We start from the raw sequence: 19,892 nt of genomic DNA on the forward strand, positions 1-19,892 counted from the left end.
TTGAGTAATAATTTAGTTGCTATCACGACGTTATTAATGGGATAATCGACGCGCAATTTTTTTGCGAAACTGCTTTTTATCGCAAAGACAATAATCGTGATGCACATCATGGGTGCCGATCATACAGATAGCAGCTTGGATTTCCAAAGCTTTTGTCACCCGAATAACACGTGCCTTTAGCTCACTTCGATGCGCGTAACAGATTGCAGTGAAGGCTAAGCATGATTAAAAAAGAAAGCAAAAATAGAAATAAATGTCTGATTGCGTAAGTAAAAGCCAAAAACGAGATTAAACTTATTCACTAAGAAGCGCCCTTACCGTGCGAATAAACTGGTAGTGATAACCGTCACCGTGCGCTTAAAAAATAAGTTGTAAGAACATTCCATTGACCCCAGTCGTGAGACTGCATCATTAAATATGGGGCACTCGTCAGGTCCACACTTTGCACATCAGACTCGACTTAATTTGAAAGTAGAGTTAACAATATGAAACGTATGCTGATCAATGCTACGCAGCAAGAAGAAATGCGCGTCGCACTGGTTGACGGTCAGAAATTATATGACTTAGATATTGAAAGTCCTGGCCACGAACAGAAAAAAGCCAATATTTACAAAGGTAAAATCACTCGAATCGAACCATCTCTAGAAGCTGCATTTGTTGATTATGGTGCTGAGAGACACGGTTTCCTTCCTCTAAAAGAAATCGCTAAAACTTACTTCCCAGAAGGTTACACATTCAATGGCCGCCCTAACATCAAAGATGTGATCAAAGAAGGCCAAGAAGTTATCGTTCAGGTAGACAAAGAAGAGCGAGGCCAAAAAGGGGCTGCTTTAACAACATTCATCAGTGTTGCAGGTAGTTACTTAGTACTAATGCCGAACAACCCTCGTGCAGGTGGTATTTCTCGACGTATTGAAGGTGACGAGCGAATTCAACTTAAAGAGGCGCTAAGCCGATTAGATTTACCAAAAGGCATGGGACTGATTGTTCGTACTGCGGGTGTTGGTAAATCATTTGAAGAACTAGAGTACGATTTAAAAGCACTTCTTGTTCATTGGGGTGCAATCCAACAAGCTGCTGACAGTGGTAAAGCACCATTCTTAATCCACCAAGAAAGTAATGTGATTTTCCGCGCGATCCGTGATTATTTACGTCGTGATATTGGTGAAATTTTAATTGATAAAGCCCGTGTTTTTGAAGAAGCTAAAGCACATATCGAGCGCTTCCGTCCTGACTTCATCAACCGCGTTAAGCTTTATCAAAACGACGTACCACTATTCACGCATTACCAAATCGAAAGCCAAATCGAATCAGCGTTCCAACGTGAAGTACGCTTACCTTCTGGTGGCTCAATTGTTATTGACCCAACTGAAGCACTAACATCAATCGACATCAACTCTTCAAAAGCGACCAAAGGTGGTGATATAGAAGAAACTGCTTTAAATACTAACCTTGAAGCGGCTGATGAGATTGCACGCCAATTACGTTTGCGTGATTTAGGTGGCCTAATTGTTATCGATTTCATCGATATGACTCCACCACGTCATCAACGCGAAGTTGAAAACCGTCTAAAAGATGCTGTACGTCCAGACCGAGCACGCGTTCAAATTGGTAAGATTTCACGCTTTGGTTTACTTGAGATGTCTCGTCAGCGTCTTCGTCCTTCATTGGGTGAAGCGAGCCAGCATTCATGCCCGCGCTGTAGTGGCCAAGGCACTATTCGCTCGAACGAATCTATCGCCCTCTCTATCCTCCGTTTAATCGAAGAAGAAGCAATCAAAGAAAATACTGCACAAGTCAATGCGCAAGTGCCAGTAGCTGTAGCAGCTTATCTTCTAAATGAAAAGCGCAAGTCTGTTCATCGTATCGAGAAACGTCATAACTGTAATGTATTCATCATTCCAAACCAGCATTTAGAAACACCTCACTATGAAGTGGTTCGTTTGCGTAAAGATGAAACACCAGAGACTGCAAGTTACGAGCAAATTGTTACACCGGAGCCGGAAGTAATCGAAGTTGCAGTTAACACAGCGCCTAAAGAAGAGCCGGTACTTAAGGGTGTTGTTATGCCTTCTGCACCAGCGCCCGCACCTCAACCGGCTGCAGCTACACCTAAATCAGAAGAAGTTAAATCTGAAGGGTTACTAACGCGCATAGGTAATTGGTTAAAAGGTCTGTTTTCATCAGAGGAAGAGCCTGAAAAGAAAGAAACAGAGAACAAAAACCAAGAACGTAAACCACGTCGCAATAATGATAATCGCCGTCGCAATCAGCAGAAGCGTCGCAATCACAAAAAACGTGATGATGTCCAAGCTAAAGACAATTCTGAAAGCAAAGACCAGAATGAGAAAAAAGAAGGTCAGGAAAATCGCAATAAGCGCCGTCGTCAAAATACGCGTCGTCGTCCTGACAATCGCTCTAATAAAGAAGCTGATGAAAAGCAACAAACTAATACTGAAGATACTGCAAATGCGGAAGTTCGCGTAAAACCGAGACGCCAACGTCGCAACCTTCGCAAAAAAGTACGTATTGCTGATCAAGAAGCGGCTATTGAAAATCTAGATAGTAACGATACAGCTGAAGCTTCTGAGTCTGAAAATACAGCTATTTCTCAAGAGCAAACTCAAGTTAAAACTCAGGGTGATGAAAAAGCCGCACGTTCTGAAACAAAGCGTGCTGAGAAGCCTAAAAAAGCAGTTCGAGCAGAAAATAAACCTGTAGAGGCTGTTTCTGAAGAAGCAACTCCAGTAACGGAAGTGACTACTGAATCAGTCGAGCAAGGTGAAGAAGCACCGAGAACACGTTCTCGTCGCTCTCCTCGTCACCTTCGTGCAGCCGGTCAGCGTAGAAGAAAGCCTGAATCTTCTGAGAAAGAGCAAGAGCCTGCATTCATCCCTGTAGCAGATCAAGCTGCAGCAGAGTACGAAGCAGAGCTTAAAGCTAAGAAGGTAACTGAAGAGGTTGTTGAAGCACCTAAAGCAGAAAGCACCGTTGAAGTAGCTGGAGCACCTCTAACAGAAAAAGCTGTTGTAGTAGCTGAAACGCAAAAAACAGAAGAAACTATTGAAGTAGTTGAAGTGCCTAAAGCAGAAGAAACTGTTGAAGTAGTTGAAGTGCCTAAAGCAGAAGAAACTGCTGAAGTAGTTGAAGTGCCCAAAACAGAAGAAACTGCTGAAGTAGCTGAAGCACCTAAAGCAAAAGAAACTGTTGAAGTAGCTGATGCACCTAAAGCAGAAGAAACTGTTGAAGTAGCTGATGCATCTAAAGCAGAAGAAACTGTTGAAGTAGCTGATGCATCTAAAGCAGAAGAAACTGTTGAAGTAGCTGAAGTTGAAGTGGTTGAAACGCCTAAAGCAGAAGAAACTGTTGAAGTAGCTGAAGTTAAAGTGGTTGAAACGCCTAAAGCAAAAGAAACTATCAAAGTAGTTGAAGCTCCAAAAACTGTCAACGTTTTGTCATCACTACCTCGCGTTCGTTTCCATGCCAATGCATCAGCGCCAATGACGAAAGCACAAAGCAGTGATGAGATTGATACATTTGAAATGCCATCTGCGATGCCTTTAGAACAACGTACACCTACCCATAACTCAGGTATGTCTGCTGGCTCTAAAGCACCTATGGCTAGAGCTAGTGCCGACATGGCCTCTCCTGCTCAAGTTGACTAATTATCACTTCTGACGAAAAAAGGCTGCAAATGCAGCCTTTTTTATTTCTTTTAAAAACTAGAGCCTATCCACTGCGTATAGCTTTTCTTTCTCAAGCACCTTATGAATGTACTTTCTAGTTTCGTCATAAGGCAAATTTGCGCTCAATACATCTAAAACACGCTCAGGAGACATAGAGTTAATGACTTTGCTGGCATTGCGAATACTTCTAGAACCATCGCTGTTAAAAGCTCTCGCTACATTACCAGCTCCAGTATTGTAAGCCGCTATCATGCAGTACTTTCTACTTAAAGGATCTGAGATATGTTTTAAGTAGCGTTTATCTAGTAAATGCAAGTAAGCCGATCCCGCTTCTATATTATTATCAGAAACGTATAAATATGGCGCTGACATAGGGGCGTCAATATCATACAAGAATCGATTCACATCAATTCCTGCACTTGTGGGCACAACTTGCATTAAACCGAAAGCAGGAATATGCGACTTCGCCATTGGATTAAAATGGCTTTCGGTATGCATCACAGCCAATATCGTTGCTGGAGGTAATTCAAATCTTACACTTTGCTTTTGTATCGGCTCAAGGTATTTCTCCGCACGCTGTGATACCTGATTGCTTTTAGGTAAGGTAATTACAAATTCAGTGATCAGCGTGTTCTTTGGTGCCTCTGAGATAATTTCAGGCACACTCTTTTTGAGATTAAGCATACGCTTTTGTTCTAACTGCTTTAAACCTGCTTTATCTTTTTCTAAAGATTTGAGCGACTGCTTATCTACATTTTCACTTACAAGCTGTTCGTCATACTTTTTATCAAGCGCTTGTTGTTGAAGACGCGTTTGTTTCTTTATCTCTTCTAGAGCCTTCTTCAATGCTTTCGCTTGAGATTTTTTATCGATCTTTGTGGTGTCTGCTCGTTTAAAGTCTCGCTCATCTAAAGATGACGGCTGACTGTTATAAAACTCTTGTAAAAGTGCTTGTTCAGAACGAAGGAATTGCTGAAATAACGCCTCTACTTCATGTTTTTTAGGTGTGATACCAGCATTATGCTTAACACTCAAAGTGAGTGTATTATTCTCAAAGTCGACATTCAGCCTGGCTGAATCATCCTCAGTATAACTCACAAACTGATTTTGGTTTGTTACTTGCGCATCGCCCCAAGATTTCAAAAGCTGATCCCTGAACTTATCATACTCCGCCATTTGCGTTTCAACATAGCGGTTAAAATCTTTTAAGTGCTGCTGTTTAAATGCCTCGAATTCAGATAAGTTTTTTTCTTGCGAGGGCTTTTGCTCTGCCTGCCAGGACTGCATAGCTTTATCGAGTTCAGTATAAAGAGTAGTAGGCGTGGCTTGCACCTGCAGTGCTAAAATGGGGGATGCTGCTAATAGCATTAATTGACGTTTCATTTACTTGTCCTCAATGACAAAAAAGCGCATCGAATGATGCGCTTAGAATTGCTTTAGTTTGTTAATCTAGCAATTTCCTTTTCTAAATCTTGCTCTGCTTTGAACGCTTTAAATTCTTGATATAAGAATTGTTCATCTTGAGGGTCGATTTTTTGCTTAGTTTCTTTAACTAAATCTTGGAAAAGTGTTTTTGTTAACTCAGGAGATAAAGTCGTTAATGCACAAAAATAATCTTTGCCAGCAATATCAACAATATCGGCTTTAACTACGCGAGAGCCACGTAAAGTTTGTTTGGTTAACTGCTTAGAGACAGAACTAAAAGTTGTGCCCACAGTTGTTTTATCATTTGCATCAACACGATTAGCAAACGTTTTATCTAAGCCTTCGATACGTGTCTCAATTTGTTGCGCTAATGCCAAACGTGCATTAGCAACTGCCATTTTTTGATCTATCGAGATATTTCCTGAGTATTTAATACAATCAGCAGCTGCAATACCATTTTCCACAACAGGGTTTAAAACCCAATCTGGTATATTTACACGAGAACTAGAAGCCGTGCTGTCTGACGTTGAACTACACGCTGATAGCATACCTGCCATGAACACTGATGCAATTAGTGGTTTAACTTTCATCTTGTTTTCCTTTATAGCCTTGAGCAATGTTAGAGTTACTGTAGCAAAGTTAATCAAGCTAAACAGTAATAAAGTGTAAAAACACCTTTTAACAATTTTACACTTTTAAATATTACTATTTTTCTTTAACTTACTTGATTATAAGTTACTATATTCTTTATTTATTTTCAGTGCAAAGGATGTGTCTTTGAAGGTATTTCTTTTTTTCCCATTAAAACAACTTTTGGTTTGCTGTCTGACTTTAATGTTTCTATCGGGCTGTAATACCATTCGCGCTAACAAAAGCGCCATCCTGCAAATAGAGCAAGGTCAATTTACCGAAGCAAAGCAGACTATAAAACAAAACTATTCGTCTGTGGGCCCAGATAGGCTTCTGCACGAATTAGAGCTTGCGACTATTCTTCATTTAGAGAAAGATTACTTGCAAAGTAATCAGCATCTTGAGAGAGCTAAGGCACACATCGAATCGTTTTACACGATTAGCTTATCTGAACAAGCCCTAGCAATGTTAAGCGGGCCCACTTTTGCCAACTATGAAGGCAAAAACTATTATTTACCCCTGATACATTATCTGAAAGCGTTGAACTTTAATTCACTCGCTCAACTTAACCCGAGTATGCGTGAAACCTACCTAGATTCTAGCCAAGTTGAAATGCGACAGCTTGATGTTTACATGGAAAATTTAAAGTCTGAAACGGGTGGTTACAACAGTTCTGAACAAAAAGATGAAGGCTCCCTTACCGATATCATTTATGACATTTTAAAACCAATCGCTGCACCTGAAGCACTTTTAGAAAACATTGAATATAAAGATGATGCTTTCATTCATTTATTTAGCGGGCTATTAAATGAGCAAAATAACGATTTAGACGCTGCTAGATTGCAGTACCAGAGAGCCGCTCACGCTTATGAAAATGGCTTCACTAAACAATACGGGTTAACTGATAGTACCGAAAAGCTTGCATTACAAAACCTTGCGCGAACGATGAAGTTAGCAGGTGGATATCGCTCAGAGCTGCAAACCTTGCTAGGTAAACATAGCTCTCTTGAAGTGCCCGATGGTGCACAAGTTACGATTATCCAAAACCTAGGGATTGCACCAGAAAAGAAACAGTTAAACTTTATGCTAAGAGCCGAAGCGCGATCTAAAGCCTTGGTGATGTACCCTATTTTTATTGGCTCAGAACAAGAAAAGCGTGAGCAGCGACTTTGGTTTCAAATGCTTTATGCTGATACTAGCTTATTTGACCTGATGCAAAATTACATACTCGGTGATGTAAGCGATGTACTGTTAGGAACCATGACTAAGCGTATTCCTTTAGGCTCTTTATGGGATGAAGCTGAAGATATCGGACTAATCGATGCCCTCGAGTATGGGGGTAGGATCTCAGTAAGTTATTTAGCTCCGCCCAAATTATCGGTCCGTAAAACTGAGATTTGGCAGGGCAATAAAAAATTAGCAGACCTTGAGCAATTTCATTCAATAAGCCAATTAGCCTTACAAAAGGCCTTGATTGATGCACAGTCTGAAATCCGTATCGCATTTACACGAGAAATTGTCAAAGCCTTAACCGCTCGCAAAGCGATGCAAGTAGCGGGCGCAGATCAAAACAACCTATTAGGAAGCTTTGTGAAAATTGCTTCAACCGCCGTGAATGCAATTACCGCATCGGCTGACACAAGACAATGGCAATCACTCCCTTCACAAATCAGGCTAGCCCAACTATCACTCGAGCCTGGGCTACAAAATTTAACAATAAAAACCACCCTAAACTCGGGACGAGTGATACAACAATCGGCTAACATAGACGTACAAGGTTCAATGACTGTTTGGCATACACGTACTTTTTTAAATGCAGCACCAACGGTTAATGCTCTATAAATGGAAAACACAATGCAGAGAACAAAAAACTTTTTAACCTATTCTGGTCTTTTACTTTCGGGCACTTTATTCCTTTCAGGGTGCCAAAGTACAAAGATTGAACGCGTAGACAGCAATCAAGAGATTGCTCTTTCTGACAACTGGAATGCTAAGGATTCGCAACTTGTCGCCGAAGCTATGGTCAATGATATGCTCACCTTTCCATGGGTTAGCGATCACTTAAAGTACCACAACAGCAAGCCTGCCATTATCATTCAAAGTGTTCGTAACAAATCTCATCAGCATATTGCCGTTGATACTTTTTTAAATGATTTAAAACGTGCCATTCTGAGAACTGGTCAGGCTGATTTCGTGGCAAACAGCAGTATTCGAAATGAGATCCGTCAAGAACGTAAAGACCAAGAACTCAATGCCTCTATCGAAACGCAAAATGAAATGGGACAAGAGCTAGGTGCTGATTATGCCCTATCAGGGAGCATCAACTCATTTGTAGATGAACAAGGTGGACAAAGAGTGACGTTTTACCAAGTAGACTTAAGATTAATCGATATGACAAGCAACCGTGAGGTATGGAATGGCCAGAAGAAAATTCAAAAACATCAAAAACGTTCGCGCTTTGGTTTCTAAAGCCCCTATAGCTGCGTGCTTATCTTTGCTGATGTTATCGGGTTGTCAGTCGACCTCTTCTAGCACTGAGCCTGTGACCCCAGCTTGGATCACACAAACTCCAAGTGCACCGAATGTGGTATATGGCGTTGGTCAGGCGCAGAATTATGGCGATTTACAGCAAGCTAAAAATACAGCAATTGAATCAGCCCGTGTTGCTTTGGCAAAGCAGCTTAATGTCGTTATCACTGCCGATACCCGTATTGTGCAACAAGCCAGTAAAGGCAGTAGTAAATTTAAACTTAACGAATTAATTCGTTCACAAGTGCCTGACTTAAAGTTACAAGGGTTACGCATTAGTGAAGAGTTTCAACAAGGCAATACCATTTATGCTCTCGCTGAGTTCAATAAAACCAATGCAATTATGCAAACCGAACTCGAGATTTCAGGTATTGATAGCCAAATTGCAGGTGTAAGCTTAACCCAGTCGACTAAAACACAACGTTTGAAATCTGCATTGAGAGTTAAGAAGCTTTTAGCTGAAAGAATTCAAAAGAATGAATTCTTGTCTATGCTGCAAAGCCAACAAGTGATCTTAAGTGAATCAGTATTTTATAAAGCCAAGCAAGCTGAAGAAGTGATTGCTGATTTAAGCTTCAATCTTGAGGTAACTTCTGAGAAAGAATCAAACTTAAGAGATCACCTAGCTAAAGCACTCACAGATCAGGGGTTAAAAGTTTCGACATTTAAACCGGATTTTATCATCAAGATCAGAACTGATTGGCAAAATATCAACCAAGACAGCACTCATTATAGTGTTGCGCAAACTTTTGTCTCTATCGTTGAAAAAGGGGAAGAAAGAGCGCATTTCAGCAGCAAAGTAAAAGCGGCTTCTTCCTACCAAAGTATGGCTAAAAACAAAGCCATGGATAAGATAGCTGATAATCTATCTGGGCAAATCGCTGAGTTTATCTCCTCATCTTACATGTAAGTGCACACTTACATATTAAGCTAATATTAACTTTATCGCTTGGTTTCGGCCAAGCGTTTTTGTTTCATGTAAGGCCGTATCAGCCAAAGCCAGTAGATCTGTGTAATTATGTGCTTTATTTGCTAAGGTCGTCGCAATGCCGATAGAGACAGTCACAAAGTCATTGTCATCGTTTTTGTTGTAACAGATTTTGCGAGATAAAATATTATTCTGAATGCGGTTTGCTATTTTTAGTAATTCTTTTTCTGGGGTATTGTGTAAAATCATCACAAATTCTTCACCAGAAAAGCGCCCTACTATATCCTCGCTTCTGCCTGCTGATAACACATTCGCAATGCCCATAAGAGCTTCGTCTCCTGCCGCATAACCATATTTAAGGTTATATTTTTTTAAGTCATCTACATCGATTAGAAATACCGTCAACTCAGTGCTATAACGGCAAGCTGTTTGCCAACTGCGTTGTAAAACACGTTCAATTTCACGACGATTATAAAACCCAGTTAATGCATCATGAGTTGCATAACCACTGATAATATCTAATTGATGTTTAGTGCGAATATGCATGGCTAACCTACCAAGTAAACTCTCTTTTTGTCTGCTTACATCAAGCATGTCAGATACACCAACGGCAAAACCTTGTGTCTCGATTTCATCGGTTAACTTATCGCTATAATAAATCACAGGGGTTGTACTTTGCGACATTGCACGAAACTGCTTACAGAACTCAAAATCAGGATCCGCTTGGTGTTCAACGAGTATCAAAGCACTGTTTTGCTTCAGCGCTTTACTTAATAAAGTATCTTTAGACTCAAGTTTATAAAAATCATATTCTGCATGAGACAAATAACTTGAAACTACTTGAGATGATAATGAGTTTCCAAGCATAAACACTTTTTCATTAAACTTAAGATTACAGGCACTGTACTGATCAACGTGTTGGACGGCTTCATTTTTAAAAAACGACCGTAAAGTACTTTCGTTTTGTAAACCTGTAATAGAATCTCCGGCTCCGTTCACCAAGACTGGGACTCTATGTCCAAACTCACCCTTTTCCCAATCCGATTGCCATTGTAATTGTTGTGCTTGCTGCTGCTCACTAAACTCAAATTCATCTACACCGTATTTAACAAGTAAAGAATCTAAAATTTTAGGGTCAGATATATCTAAACTCTCTATCCATAATGCTCGGTATAAAGCATCTCTAAACTCAAGGGCTTTATCAGGATAACTGCCTGATACAGCATTAAGCGTTTCATTCAGCATTGAGCTATTGACCATGAATTTAGGATTATGGATTTCGATGTCAGGCGCTTTATCTAATACAGCTTTAAATTCGGCATTGAGAATATCAATATATTTTAACTCTTGAACATTTGCAGAGGATGCATGCTCTACTAACCGCCACTCCACTTCGTTAATTAAATCAAGATTTTTTAACCGCTCGTGTAATACAAAACAAAACGGGCAATTTATATCAGCATAAACAAACGGTCTTTGAGTCATAATAGTCGGGCACAATGAAGTGTATTATTAAATATAGACAAGACTTTACCTTAGAATAAGCCAATAAAAAAAGAGCCAAGGCTCTTTTTTTAGAATTATCATAATTGATACTAGGGCGTGTTGACCTTTGCTGTTTGTTTTTGCAGCAGCGAGTTGGATATTTAGGCAAGGCAGAGGCTGCGTAGCAAGGGTTGCCCCGCATAGTTATTCTATGTAAGTCAGCCGATAACGCCGAATAAATGACCAACTCGCGCAGCTCGGAGAGTTCAACCAAAGGCTTCCACTACTTTGTCATTCGCCACTCACATAACCCATTATGCTTCGTAGCTCATTTCGTGTATTGAAAGCCTTTGATTTGAACAAAATTCATACCTCAAAGATAAACACGCCCTAATCGTTTTCTTCATAGAAGCGTTGTAGTTGCTCTTTTAGATTTGGCGGAATACCTTTTATTGTAAGCGTGTCATTTTGAGCATCATACAAGACCCGCTCGCCTAAGTGTTTACGCTCAAAACCCACACTTACACCGCCACCTAGACCTGAAAATTTCACCATAGTTGTTAACGTCTTCTTATCAACTGGGAAAGATTCAGCTAAGTCATAGCTTTGATCTTTATAAAAGTCTTCAAATTGAGCCTCTGAAGATTTTGACAGTGTTTCAGATAAGCCAGCTATATTGGCGTCTTCACCTGTTGTGATGCAGTCGTTACAGTAATCAAAGACTTCTTTCCTTAAGTCGTCTTTTTCTTCCTTATTAAACTGCTGTTCACTCAAATAATCTTCCACAGCTGCCAACATCACATTCGACTGCTGTTTAGCATCAATGCCTTCTTCACAGCCTAAAAAGTCTAAGAAAAAGTCAGCCACTTTTCGACCTGCTCGCCCTTTAATGAACGAGATGTAACGTGCATCTTCAGGTTGCGTATCCCAAGCAGACAAATCAACTCTTGCTGCAAGCTGCATGCGAGAAATATCTAAATGGCGCGAAGCAGATAAATCTAGCTCTGAAGTAATCGAGTAATGCTCTTTAATATTTATTAATGCGATTAGTACATATTCTGTTGCCACGTATTGGTAGTGGCAAAATACCAAGTACCCTGTTTCGTTAAAGGCGTATTTATTCAGCTCTTCTTTTAATACCTGCGTCGCTTGTTCGGTCACATTATAAAAATTGAGTTCATTATTGCGATAACTCTGCATCGCCGATGCAACTTGGCTATTTTTATCTGGGCTAAACGCACAGTATCCCTTGCCAGGTTTACTGGTGTAAGCATGATGTAATTGTTCAATAAATACATTCACTCGGTCGTTAATCGACATCTCATCATTGCGTAAATGGATTTGGGTATCTTCGTCCTGTTTGTCGACATAATGGACAACCAGTTTATTCACCTCAATGCTCATCTTTGTTTTTCGCGCCTCTGGTGTTAAAATAAAAAATTATTATTTATTGATTTTGAACCAACTGATGCCTATCCAATCTAAATATTCCAACAAACAAGTAGAACAAATTGTCGACCAGCTTATCGATGTGTTAACTCAACAACAGGCACCTGTTGATTTAAGTCTAATGTGTTTAGGAAATTCTATCACGCATATCCTAAAAGAACATGTGCCAGAAAATAAAAGACAAGCTGTTGCCGAAAATTTCGCTAAAGCGCTCGTGCAATCGGTAAAATAACTGAATGAATCTCACCCCTGACAACCAGTTTTCTTCGAAAGCCAGCCAACTTTTGAGTTGGGGACACTGGTTCACTTTTGCTAATATTGGCTTAGTACTGCTGATCAGTACAATTTATCTATTTGCCGAAAGCCAACCAAGTTCATCTCTTGGTTGGTTCTATATGTTGATAACTTGGGTGAGTCATACCAGCTTTATTACGTTTTGTGCGTTTGTTTTAACCATATTTCCACTGAGCTTAGTATTTCCTTATCCGAGACACATTCGTGGCATGGCTGCGGCTATTGCAACAATTGGTGTTTCAACCTTATGCCTAGATGCTTTTGTGTATTATAGCCTTGGCTACCACATTAATATTCAGTCGCTACCTGAGATAATTAGCTTACTTTGGTCGACACTCACTAGCTCGCCAGCCATAACTACTGCCATAGCTGGTTCTATCATTATCGTTATTTTAGGACTTGAATTGATTGCCAGTAACCATGCTTGGCGACACTTAGATAGACTGAAAAACCTGAAATTTGCCCGTTATGCTACTAGTGTGCTCGTGACTTGTTTTGCCCTAAGTCACAGTATTCATATATGGGCCGATGCAAACAACTATTTCGATATTACCAAACAAGACAATGTATTGCCGCTCTCTTACCCAACAACGGCAAAAACCTTACTTGCCCGTCACAATTTACTTGATATTGAAAAATATCAACAGGCTAGAAATGTACAATTAGAAGTCTCAAAGGGTGACTTTATAATTAAGTCTTCATTACCAAATTGTGAAGTAGCCAATCAAACCGTCAACATTATTGCCTTTAAAAACAGCGCTCTTTTGAGTGACTTTGTAGCTGGAAGTTCTGGTTTATCTGAGCTTGATAACATGTTACTGCCAAGTAATCGTCAAGATGCACTGTTTAACCTTATCTATGGGCTACCTGCATATTACAATTCTGAAAAGCTACGAGGCTCTTTACCCGCTTGGTCACAAAAAAATGCGCTGTTGGGCCTAACAGGCTTTACGGATTCAGGCTTCAAAGATATTGATGGTGAACACCCAGTCAACATCATCTTAGTAGATAAACTTGAAGGTCTTCCCACTGAGAATGTGATCGCTTTGTCTCTTGCTGACGACAACAACAAAGAGCTAATAAGCACCTCACAGGCTTATGTGTCAGATTCTATTCAAATTAAAAATAGTGATAGTTTTAAACAACTTAACGACATAATCTATTCTGTGGTATCAGAGCAACTCAATTGCCCTACACTTGCTGAGGCTACCATGTTAGGTAGAAACCTAAATCAAGACTTCCGCCAAGAGGGCGTGAACTACTCTAACGGTGTATTGATAACTTTCAAGAAAGACCGAATTACTTTAGTTAACCCAGATGGCAGTTATAAACAAATGTCAGGCTCAGAGGGTTTCCTATTAGAACAAAGTTTAGATATCCCTTTTCTAATCCAAAGTATCAAAGAATTACAAAAGTTCACCCACAGTAGTGGTGGCAATTAACTTGCATCTCCTTTTAGCTTTACTATATTTCTATAATCCTTCTGAAGGTCATGGAGAAAACTAAAAGGAGCTGTTTATGCTAAGAACTTATGCCATCATTCTTATACTAATGTCTATGAGTGTTTCTGCTGAAAAGGTTTCTGTCAGCTACTATAAGTGCGTTACAGATAGAGGCACAATTTTTAGTCAGCACCCTTGTGATAAAAATGGTACAATTCACACATTAACACATTCCAATCCTGAAGCAAAAATACCTGCTGAACAGCATTTCAAAACACTCAATAATCTTGAGAAGCAACAAATAGTTCGAAATTTAAAGCGTGAGATCCGGGCTAAGCGTCAGAAGTCTGCTATTTTAAGTCGTGACAGAGACAGAGACTCTAGAGAGCAACAAGCTCGCTTGAATCGCATTATGGATGACCGAAAAAAACAACAAACTATCCGAGATGTTAAAAAGCAGCTCAAATCTATCAATAAGCAATATTTAAAGGATGCCAGAGACATTGACAAACAAATAGCGAGACTAGAAAAGCAACTAGCCCGCTATCAATAAGGCTTAGCACAAGTTAAGTAAATCATAATCATCTGTAGACCATTGTGGGATAGCCAAGCACCCATTTTCATTATATAGTGTTAGCAAGATAATGCGTTTTTGGTAATTTTCACCCTATTTTGACGGCAAATTACCTAAATATCGAGGATGATGATGCACGCTTTCAGTCTAGCCCAATTGATACTTTCTGGCTTTGCTAAGCACTATCAATTATTTCAAGAGATCACAGGACAAGCCCCTATCGCTTTTGCCACACAAGACTGGGGGAAAATCCAGCAAATCAGCAAAGCACGTATCCATCATTATGATACTCGAGTCAACGAAACCATCAATGACGTAAAAGAACTATTAAACTGCGATGTGCTTGATGAATCTTTTTGGTATCAAGTAAAACAACACTATCTCGACTTATTAACCTTTCACCCTCAAGCTGAACTAGCCGAAACCTTTTATAACTCTGTATTTTGTCGTTTATTCGATAGACAGTATTTCAATAATGATTTTATTTTCGTCGAAACAACTTTAAAAGATGCTCCTGTGGTTGCCGTTGAAACCGAATATCGAAGTTATTTTCCAGTTGTTAAAGGGTTAAAGCCAACCATCAAACAGATTATTAATGAGTTTGACTTTCAGTGTGAGTTTGCCAATCTTGAGCAAGATATAAGGTTATTAGTAAAAGCATTTATTCAACAAGCACCCGATACGCACCACCAGCATCATCAGATGCGTTTTGATATGCTTCCCTCGCCATTTTATCGCAATAAAGGCGCATATATCATCGGTCGCGTAGTCTCTCTGAGTGGTATTCAACCTTTTATAATTTCTGTGTTGCACAACGAGAATGGTATGCTTTGTATTGATGCTTTACTGACAAACTCTTCACAGATGCGGGTCATTTTTGGTTTTGCACGGGCTTACTTTTTGGTTTCGACTAATACCCCATCTGCTATGGTACATTTTTTAAATCAATTAATGCCGAATAAGACTCCTGCAGAGCTCTACAATGCAATAGGCTTTCATAAACAAGGTAAAACCGAGTTCTATCGTGAGTTTTTACACCACCTAGACAACAGCAGGGACAAGTTTGTGATCGCCCCTGGTACACCCGGTATGGTGATGATGGTATTTACGCTCCCAAACTTTCCGTATGTTTTTAAAATCATTAAAGATAAATTCTCTGAAAGTAAGCCTTTTGGTCGCGATACTGTATTAGCCCGATATCAATTGGTTAAAAACCATGATCGTGTTGGTCGAATGGCTGACACCATTGAATACTCAGATGTTGTGCTGCCGCTAAATAGATTCTGCGCTGAATTACTTAAGCAATTACAAGCGACCATTGCTGGCAGTGTCAAAATAGAAAACAACCACATAGTCATAAAACACTTATATATCGAGCGACGAATGAATCCGCTCAACCTGTTTATTGAGCAAGCTTCAGATGAACAAAGCTTTGGAGTGATTGACGATTATGGGCTAGCCATCAAAGAGATGTTGCAGGCAAATATATTCCCAGGAGATATGTTGCTAAAAAACTTTGGTGTTAGCAAACACCACAGAGTGATATTTTATGACTACGATGAAGTGCAATATCTAACAGAAATGAATTTTAGAGCCTTGCCGAAGCCAAGTTTAGATGACTTATACTCAGGGGCTGATTTATATTCAGTTGCACCACAAGATGTATTTCCTGAGCAGTTATTAACTTTTGTGATGACGAACCCTAAATTAAAAACATTCTTTGAGCAGACGCATCCCGAATTACTAACCGTTGAATATTGGAAAAATGCACAAGCCGATATTCTCAACAAAGTGAGTAAGCATATTTACCCTTACCCGCCTGAGCAAAGATTTAACCACATTGCGAAACAAAAGAGATTAATGTGAATATCAGTAAAATAGATTTAAATTTATTAGTATATCTCGACACCTTATTACGAGAATGCAATGTTACTCGAGCTGCAAACCAGCTTAGTATTACACAACCAGCCATGAGTAATGGCCTAAAGAGGCTGCGTAACTTATTCAATGACCCAATTTTGGTTCGAACCAGTGATGGCATGGTGCCTACAGAGCGCGCCTTAGAGTTACAGCCCGTTATTCGCGGTATATTAATGACGCTTGAAGAAACGCTTGCACCAAATCGAGAGTTTGAAGCAAGTCAAAGTAAGCGTGTATTTAGGATCATGGCAAGTGACTACGCTGCAAGTACGCTTGCGCCAAAGCTATTAAATAAGTTACATGAAGAAGCACCTGACACCACACTCGATATATTAACGCCAAGTGACGTGACCTTTCATGATGTAGAAAATGGTAAGGTAGATATGGCCATCAACCGTTTTGAAAATCTGCCTCAATCTTTCCACCATAAACGTATCTGGAAAGACAGCTTTTGCTGTTTAATTAAGTCTGATAACCCAATTATCGATAAATTTAACCTCGATGCTTATTTAAAGGCACGACATATCTGGGTAAGTAAAACTGGTTTTGGTGTGGGTGTTGGAATGGACCCAGAAGATGTGCAGAAACTTGGTTGGGTTGATGAAGCGCTCGCGCATTTTGGTAAACACAGAAACATAGCTACCTTTACCCGTAACTATCATGTCGCTATTCACCTGGCGAAAGAACAAAACTTGATTGCTACACTGCCTTCAAAAGCCGCCAATATTTATAAAGATGATCCTCAGTTAGCTATTTTAGAGCCGCCGTTCCCTATTCCACCTTTCGAGCTGGATATGATCTGGAGCCCTTTGCTTCATCGCGATGCAAGCCATATTTGGCTTAGACAGAAAGTTGCAGAGGTAGCTGAAGAGCTAAAATAACCATAACATTATGAAATTAATAACGAATACCTGCTTTTGCAGGTATTTTTTTGTTCAGAAAACACAAGTTGTTTCATTTAAAATGGCAAATAAAGCTAACTCGAAGTAAAAAATTTTTGACTCAACCACAATTTTGACGTAATTTTATTAATGTTAAAAATACTTTACCTTAAGTCAAAAGGAACAAACATGACTAGACAACAAAAGTTTAAAGAATGGCTTGATAGCTGTAGCTTTCGAGAAGTGACATTACTCGTTGATTTGCTCGTTTGCGGGTACCTTTTATTTTATTATTTACGCGCAGTGTTATTTGCAAGTACCGAGCAATTGAGTGATATAACTTGGTTATCTGGGCTACTAGGTAATGTAATCATTTGTAGTATCATTTTGATGATCGCCAGTTACATTCTCTTAGCACTTGCAAGTGACAAAGAGCTAGAGCAACCCATGGATGTACGCGAAAAACAGATCAACTTAATCGGCTACAAATACTCTGCATGGATCTTACAAATAGGTTTGGGTATAGGCATTTTTCAATATCAGATTGAAGCTAACCAGTTTTTTGCAGATAAAATCAGTATGCCATTTTTACCACTACATATTATGGTAGTCGCCTTTATATTAGCTGAAATCGTTTTTTATGGTGTGCAACTTATTAAAGGCCGTACAGGAGCGATTTATGACTGATCGCGTTATCACTAATTCGATTAGGACGTTGAGATTTTTAAACAATGAGATGACGCAAAAGCAACTTGCTGAAGCCATCGGAGTGACTCGTCAAACAGTGATGGCCATTGAAGCCAACAAATACTCGCCAAGTTTAGAAGTTGCTTTCAAAATTGCAGAGGTCTTCTCTTTACCACTTGAAGAAGTATTTCAATATAAAGAAGTTGAATAAAGCCAAAGGGTTGGCTTTATTCTCTTTGAAAAGGGTTAGAGATTATTAGTCTCAACCTGATTTTTACCTTTAGCCTGTTCTAATTTATGTTGTTCAACTGCATCTTCATAACCAATCTGAATATATGTATGCATTGCACCTATGAACCCCACTATGAACAGTCCTAAAAACATAACTGCACAAGACTTCAAAAATACTTTTACTTTATTTTTATCAAAAAACGTCGTGTAAGCATAGATACTAAATAAGACTGAAATATACACAGAAGCAGAGGTTATAATTTTTGCATCTAACCAACTCGTAGCAACCAATATTGAAGTAAACCAGGTTACGTGTGCAGATGGTAGAATTGCTAATACGTAAAACTCAGTAAATTTAATCCCTTCTTTTCTAAAGAAGACTCTCAATAATAGGGCAAAAACTGCGGTATAGATAAAAGTTAAATACCACATTGAACTTTCCATAATTTGGCTTAATACCTCACCAAACCGTTGGGTTTCTGGTGTTGGAGAACCTATGAATGAGCTCGTTGCCAGCTCACCGACGGATTGCTCTGTTAACGCAGTTAAAAAGAAAAAAAATGTCAAACTCCAGAAAGCGTATTTAATAGGATTGAAATAGCTTGCCCTCTTGCCTTCAATATAATCTCTACAGACTCTACCTGGAGAAGTTGTCATGGTGATAAATGTTTTTAAAAATGGTGACTCAAATTCTAATATCGCTCTTTGAGCCGTTTTAAATAACTCTTTAAAAGTAATACGCCGAACTTTCTCTTGACCACATTCGCCACAAAAGCGTGTTGTTAATTTTGCACCACAGTTTAAGCAATTTGCTTGCTCATCAAAGTTTACCACGTGATTCATCCCTATCGAAAACGACTAAAAATAGAGTGTTAGACACTATACTTGTAAGCAAATTGTCCCTAACCTGATACTTCCTGTCAAAGATTTATTTACATATCCAATATTAATACATTGAATAAAGCATCAGTTTTAGTCCCTCAAAAAGATTAGGTATTAACGAGGGCTGGCATTATTAATAATCAGGAAAATAAAAAAGCTAATCATGTTATATGATTAGCTTTTCTAAATGCTTAAGAGGTCAGAGTGTACTTTAGGTAATGGCTTTTCGCCCTGAAAACGCATGCATTAGCGTCATACCATCAACTAAGTCAAGCTCGCCACCTACAGGCATACCATGAGCAATACGAGAAGCAAGTACATCATATTTTTGACAAAGCTCAGAGATAAAATGTGCAGTTGCTTCACCTTCTACGGTTGGGTTAGTAGCGAGAATCACCTCGTCAATATTACCTTCTGATAAACGACGCTCTAATACATCTAAACCAATTTCATTTGGGCCTATGCCGTCTAATGGCGATAAATGCCCCATTAATACAAAGTACAAGCCTGTGTACTGACCAGTTTGCTCAATAGCAAGCACATCAGTTGGTGATTCAACTACACATAATAAGCGACTATCTTGGCGTTTAATATTTTGACATAGCGAACACTCAGGCTCTTCACAAAACGTACGACAAGTTTGGCAATGCCCGATAACTTGCATCGCTTTAGTTAGACTTTGCCCTAACTGGCTACCGCCTTCTCTGTCTCTTTCAAGCAGATGAAAAGCAATACGCTGAGCCGATTTAGGGCCAATGCCTGGTAAACAGCGCAAGGCTTCAATGAGTTGTGATAAGGTTCCAGATAGTTGCATATCGCTTCTTTTTTATTTAAAACTCAACACTTATA

17 protein-coding genes are annotated in these 19,892 nt (G+C 39.4%); 11 read left to right on the plus strand and 6 right to left on the minus strand.

Features of this window, described 5'->3' with window-relative positions:
- The first annotated feature begins 485 nt into the window (after nucleotides 1–485).
- Nucleotides 486–3,665, plus strand: a complete 3,180-nt coding sequence (gene rne, locus ACGHEH_RS00805) for a ribonuclease E (RefSeq protein WP_390440908.1) — start codon at nucleotides 486–488, stop codon at nucleotides 3,663–3,665.
- 57 nt (nucleotides 3,666–3,722) lie between these two features.
- Here rne and ACGHEH_RS00810 read toward each other — a convergent pair whose 3' ends face one another.
- Both ACGHEH_RS00810 and ACGHEH_RS00815 read right to left on the minus strand, forming a co-directional pair.
- Entirely contained in the window at nucleotides 3,723–5,069 is a 1,347-nt protein-coding gene (locus ACGHEH_RS00810; RefSeq protein ID WP_390440911.1) for a transglycosylase SLT domain-containing protein, read from the minus strand.
- Between the two features lie 53 nt (nucleotides 5,070–5,122).
- The gene (locus tag ACGHEH_RS00815) at nucleotides 5,123–5,701 is read right to left on the minus strand and encodes a hypothetical protein (protein ID WP_390440914.1); all 579 of its coding nucleotides are present in this window, start codon (nucleotides 5,699–5,701) and stop codon (nucleotides 5,123–5,125) included.
- A 187-nt stretch (nucleotides 5,702–5,888) separates the two neighbouring features.
- Here ACGHEH_RS00815 and ACGHEH_RS00820 point away from each other — a divergent pair, with 187 nt between their 5' ends.
- Genes ACGHEH_RS00820 through ACGHEH_RS00830 form a run of 3 tightly spaced genes read left to right on the plus strand, consistent with a single transcriptional unit; the run spans nucleotide 5,889 to nucleotide 9,180 of the window.
- Complete coding sequence (locus ACGHEH_RS00820) at nucleotides 5,889–7,583, plus strand: hypothetical protein (RefSeq protein WP_390440916.1); 1,695 nt, start codon at nucleotides 5,889–5,891, stop codon at nucleotides 7,581–7,583.
- 12 nt (nucleotides 7,584–7,595) lie between these two features.
- The gene (locus tag ACGHEH_RS00825) at nucleotides 7,596–8,210 is read left to right on the plus strand and encodes a penicillin-binding protein activator LpoB (protein WP_390440917.1); all 615 of its coding nucleotides are present in this window, start codon (nucleotides 7,596–7,598) and stop codon (nucleotides 8,208–8,210) included.
- Nucleotides 8,158–9,180: a hypothetical protein gene (locus ACGHEH_RS00830; protein ID WP_390440919.1), complete on the plus strand. Its 1,023-nt coding sequence runs from the start codon at nucleotides 8,158–8,160 to the stop codon at nucleotides 9,178–9,180. Before ACGHEH_RS00825 ends, ACGHEH_RS00830 begins: the two co-directional genes overlap by 53 nt.
- A gap of 15 nt (nucleotides 9,181–9,195) precedes the next feature.
- On the opposite strand, the gene ACGHEH_RS00835 is transcribed toward ACGHEH_RS00830, so the two are convergent.
- The gene (locus ACGHEH_RS00835; protein WP_390440922.1) at nucleotides 9,196–10,683 is read right to left on the minus strand and encodes a diguanylate cyclase; all 1,488 of its coding nucleotides are present in this window, start codon (nucleotides 10,681–10,683) and stop codon (nucleotides 9,196–9,198) included.
- Between the two features lie 390 nt (nucleotides 10,684–11,073).
- Nucleotides 11,074–12,087 carry a nucleoid-associated protein YejK gene (yejK, locus tag ACGHEH_RS00840; protein WP_390440924.1) on the minus strand — a complete coding sequence of 338 codons (1,014 nt, stop codon included), beginning with the start codon at nucleotides 12,085–12,087 and terminating at the stop codon, nucleotides 11,074–11,076.
- 64 nt (nucleotides 12,088–12,151) lie between these two features.
- Between yejK and ACGHEH_RS00845 the strand changes: the two genes are divergently transcribed.
- The 7 genes from ACGHEH_RS00845 to ACGHEH_RS00875 all read left to right on the plus strand — a co-directional run bounded on the left by ACGHEH_RS00845 (nucleotide 12,152) and on the right by ACGHEH_RS00875 (nucleotide 18,141).
- Nucleotides 12,152–12,364, plus strand: coding sequence for a DUF1414 domain-containing protein (locus ACGHEH_RS00845; protein WP_390440926.1), 213 nt, complete (start codon nucleotides 12,152–12,154; stop codon nucleotides 12,362–12,364).
- A gap of 4 nt (nucleotides 12,365–12,368) precedes the next feature.
- Nucleotides 12,369–13,868, plus strand: a complete 1,500-nt coding sequence (locus ACGHEH_RS00850; RefSeq protein ID WP_390440928.1) for a DUF3413 domain-containing protein — start codon at nucleotides 12,369–12,371, stop codon at nucleotides 13,866–13,868.
- Nucleotides 13,869–13,944: 76 nt separating this feature from the next.
- Nucleotides 13,945–14,421 carry a DUF4124 domain-containing protein gene (locus tag ACGHEH_RS00855; RefSeq protein ID WP_390440930.1) on the plus strand — a complete coding sequence of 159 codons (477 nt, stop codon included), beginning with the start codon at nucleotides 13,945–13,947 and terminating at the stop codon, nucleotides 14,419–14,421.
- A gap of 153 nt (nucleotides 14,422–14,574) precedes the next feature.
- The gene (gene aceK / locus ACGHEH_RS00860) at nucleotides 14,575–16,308 is read left to right on the plus strand and encodes a bifunctional isocitrate dehydrogenase kinase/phosphatase (RefSeq protein ID WP_390442373.1); all 1,734 of its coding nucleotides are present in this window, start codon (nucleotides 14,575–14,577) and stop codon (nucleotides 16,306–16,308) included.
- The gene (locus ACGHEH_RS00865) at nucleotides 16,305–17,243 is read left to right on the plus strand and encodes a LysR substrate-binding domain-containing protein (protein WP_390440933.1); all 939 of its coding nucleotides are present in this window, start codon (nucleotides 16,305–16,307) and stop codon (nucleotides 17,241–17,243) included. The genes aceK and ACGHEH_RS00865 overlap by 4 nt, the downstream gene beginning before the upstream one ends.
- 189 nt (nucleotides 17,244–17,432) lie before the next feature.
- On the plus strand, nucleotides 17,433–17,930 hold the full coding sequence (locus ACGHEH_RS00870) for a hypothetical protein (RefSeq protein WP_390440935.1): 498 nt from the start codon (nucleotides 17,433–17,435) through the stop codon (nucleotides 17,928–17,930).
- Nucleotides 17,923–18,141 (plus strand): helix-turn-helix transcriptional regulator, encoded by a 219-nt coding sequence (locus ACGHEH_RS00875; RefSeq protein WP_130255819.1) that lies wholly within the window; start codon nucleotides 17,923–17,925, stop codon nucleotides 18,139–18,141. The genes ACGHEH_RS00870 and ACGHEH_RS00875 overlap by 8 nt, the downstream gene beginning before the upstream one ends.
- Before the next feature lie 35 nt (nucleotides 18,142–18,176).
- Here the strand turns inward: ACGHEH_RS00875 and ACGHEH_RS00880 are convergent, their stop codons facing one another.
- Nucleotides 18,177–18,995, minus strand: a complete 819-nt coding sequence (locus tag ACGHEH_RS00880) for a DUF3667 domain-containing protein (RefSeq protein ID WP_390440937.1) — start codon at nucleotides 18,993–18,995, stop codon at nucleotides 18,177–18,179.
- 259 nt (nucleotides 18,996–19,254) lie between these two features.
- Nucleotides 19,255–19,857, minus strand: coding sequence for a recombination mediator RecR (recR, locus tag ACGHEH_RS00885; protein WP_138482184.1), 603 nt, complete (start codon nucleotides 19,855–19,857; stop codon nucleotides 19,255–19,257).
- Nucleotides 19,858–19,892 lie beyond the last annotated feature (35 nt).

It is taken from the genome of Pseudoalteromonas sp. MTN2-4 (assembly GCF_042848605.1).
Lineage (GTDB): Bacteria > Pseudomonadota > Gammaproteobacteria > Enterobacterales > Alteromonadaceae > Pseudoalteromonas.

What these genes read in the sequence shown, in the direction of transcription:
- ACGHEH_RS00870 (WP_390440935.1), top strand. Translation starts at nt 17,433, where the DNA reads ATGACTAGACAACAAAAGTTTAAAGAATGGCTTGATAGCTGTAGCTTT.
- ACGHEH_RS00810 (WP_390440911.1), bottom strand. Translation starts at nt 5,069, where the DNA reads ATGAAACGTCAATTAATGCTATTAGCAGCATCCCCCATTTTAGCACTG.
- ACGHEH_RS00830 (WP_390440919.1), top strand. Translation starts at nt 8,158, where the DNA reads ATGGCCAGAAGAAAATTCAAAAACATCAAAAACGTTCGCGCTTTGGTT.
- ACGHEH_RS00855 (WP_390440930.1), top strand. Translation starts at nt 13,945, where the DNA reads ATGCTAAGAACTTATGCCATCATTCTTATACTAATGTCTATGAGTGTT.
- ACGHEH_RS00845 (WP_390440926.1), top strand. Translation starts at nt 12,152, where the DNA reads ATGCCTATCCAATCTAAATATTCCAACAAACAAGTAGAACAAATTGTC.
- ACGHEH_RS00850 (WP_390440928.1), top strand. Translation starts at nt 12,369, where the DNA reads ATGAATCTCACCCCTGACAACCAGTTTTCTTCGAAAGCCAGCCAACTT.
- ACGHEH_RS00875 (WP_130255819.1), top strand. Translation starts at nt 17,923, where the DNA reads ATGACTGATCGCGTTATCACTAATTCGATTAGGACGTTGAGATTTTTA.
- ACGHEH_RS00835 (WP_390440922.1), bottom strand. Translation starts at nt 10,683, where the DNA reads ATGACTCAAAGACCGTTTGTTTATGCTGATATAAATTGCCCGTTTTGT.
- yejK (WP_390440924.1), bottom strand. Translation starts at nt 12,087, where the DNA reads ATGAGCATTGAGGTGAATAAACTGGTTGTCCATTATGTCGACAAACAG.
- ACGHEH_RS00825 (WP_390440917.1), top strand. Translation starts at nt 7,596, where the DNA reads ATGCAGAGAACAAAAAACTTTTTAACCTATTCTGGTCTTTTACTTTCG.
- rne (WP_390440908.1), top strand. Translation starts at nt 486, where the DNA reads ATGAAACGTATGCTGATCAATGCTACGCAGCAAGAAGAAATGCGCGTC.
- aceK (WP_390442373.1), top strand. Translation starts at nt 14,575, where the DNA reads ATGCACGCTTTCAGTCTAGCCCAATTGATACTTTCTGGCTTTGCTAAG.
- ACGHEH_RS00815 (WP_390440914.1), bottom strand. Translation starts at nt 5,701, where the DNA reads ATGAAAGTTAAACCACTAATTGCATCAGTGTTCATGGCAGGTATGCTA.
- recR (WP_138482184.1), bottom strand. Translation starts at nt 19,857, where the DNA reads ATGCAACTATCTGGAACCTTATCACAACTCATTGAAGCCTTGCGCTGT.